Below are 1,982 nucleotides of genomic sequence, written 5' to 3' on the forward strand. Positions count from 1 at the left end.
GTGACCTTGTCCAGCTGCTGGATGGCCTCGTTGATCTGCGAGGCGCCGATGTCCTGCTCGCGGCAGGCGGCGCTGATCTCGGCGACCAGTTCGGCGGTCTTGCGGATGTTGGGCACCAGGCTGGTCAGCATCTCGCCGGCCGACTGGGCGGCCTTGACGGTGTCGCTGGAGACCGCGCCGATCTCGGTGGCGGCGGTCTGGCTGCGCTCGGCCAGCTTGCGGACTTCCGAGGCGACGACCGCGAAGCCGCGGCCGTGCTCGCCGGCCCGGGCGGCCTCCACCGCCGCGTTCAGGGCCAGCAGGTCGGTCTGGCGCGCGATCTCCTGCACGATGGTGATCTTCTCGGCGATCGTCTGCATGGCGCTGACCGCGCGATTGACCGCGTCACCCGAGATCTCCGCGTCCTTGGCCGACTGGCGGGCGATCTTCTCGGTCTGGGCGGCGTTGTCGGCGTTCTGCTTGATGTTGGCGGCCATCTCTTCCATCGAGGCCGAGGCCTCTTCGGCGGACGACGCCTGCTCGGTCGCGCCCTGCGACACCTGCTCCGAAGCCGCCGACAGTTCCTGCGAACCGGCCGAGACGTTCTCCGAGGCCGAGATCGCGTCGGCGACGACGCCCTGGAGGCGTTCCACCATGCGGGCCAGGGCCAGGCCCAGGCTGTCCTTGTCCGACAGCGGCTGCACCCGCACCGTCAGGTCGCCGTCGGCGATCTGGTCGGCCAGGGCGGCGGTGGCGCGCAGATTGGCGGTCATGGTGTTGACGGTGTCGACCAGGTCCTTGATCTCGTCATTGCTGGTCACCTCGACCTGCTGGTCGAGATCGCCGATCGCCACGGCGCCGGCCAGGGCGGCGATCTTGCCCAGGCCCTTGCTGATGTTCAGCGAAATCCAGACGGCGGCGGCGGTGGCGACGAGCACGGCGATGACGGACAGGGCGATCAGGACCGAGCGGATGACCGCGTAGTCGGCGTCGGCCTTGTCGATCGCGGCCTGCAGCTGGTTCTCGGACAGCTCGACCAGCGCCTGCACATGATCGCCGGTGTCGGTCACCAGCTGGCGCGATTCACCGACCGACAGCGCCATCGCGTCGGCCTTGCGGCCCTCGTCGACGAGTTGGCGCATCCGGTCGTCGACGGCGGCGAAGCGCTCCCAGGTCCGGCCCAGGGCCTGCCACTTCGGCTTGCCCTCGGCGGTGGCCTTTTCCTCGGTCTTGGCCAGCAGGTCCTCGAAGGCCTGACGATCTTCGTCGATCTTGCTCTCGAACGCCTTGATCTGTTGCGGCGAGTCCGCGGCGATCAGGTTCTTCTCGGTGCGCACGACGTTCAGCAGGTGGATGTTGAGCTGCTGGGCGGCCTTGAGACGCGCGGTCGGTCCGGAGACCAGGGCGTTCATCTCGCTATTGGTCGTGGCCAGGCTGTTGATGCTGAACAGCGAGGTGCCCGCCAGGAGCAGGATGAGGCCCCCGAAGGCCGCCGCGAGTTTCACTTTGATGGTCAGGCGCACTTTGGTCGCTCCGAAGGAGACTTGAAGGGGTTGGACGGGGGACCGCCGTCCTTACGCATAGTCCCGGAAGTCGGCGTCATGGGCGTCGGGGCCGCCGTTGGTCAGGTCCAGGGCGAAGCCGCTGGCCCGGGCCTGTTGGGCGGCCACGGTCGGACGAGCCGGCGCGGCGGCCTTGCGGGCGACCGGAGCCGGGGTCGGGGCGCGGCGGACCGGAGCCCGGGCCGGCTTGCGCGCGGCGCTGCCCGTCGAGTCGGTGCGGAAGTAGGCGATCGAGGTCTGCAGCTCCTCGGCCTGGGCGGCCAGCTCCTCGGAGGTCGCCGACATCTCTTCGGAGGCGCTGGCGTTCTGCTGGGTGACCTTGTCCAGCTGCTGGATGGCCTCGTTGATCTGCGAGGCGCCGATGTCCTGCTCGCGGCAGGCGGCGCTGATCTCGGCGACCAGTTCGGCGGTCTTGCGGATGTTGGGCACCAGGCTGGTCAG

The 1,982-nt window shown here is 69.3% G+C and carries 1 protein-coding gene and 1 pseudogene; both read right to left on the bottom strand.

The features are described from left to right. Window positions 1–1,502, bottom strand: a 1,502-nt coding sequence (locus AC1DMQ_RS25720) for a methyl-accepting chemotaxis protein (RefSeq protein WP_477036363.1), incomplete at its 3' end; no start/stop codon positions are given. Window positions 1,503–1,553: 51 nt separating this feature from the next. Continuing rightward, window positions 1,554–1,982: pseudogene (locus AC1DMQ_RS25725) on the bottom strand (methyl-accepting chemotaxis protein); the annotation flags it as partial.

It is taken from the genome of Caulobacter sp. 05L422 (genome assembly GCF_056397765.1).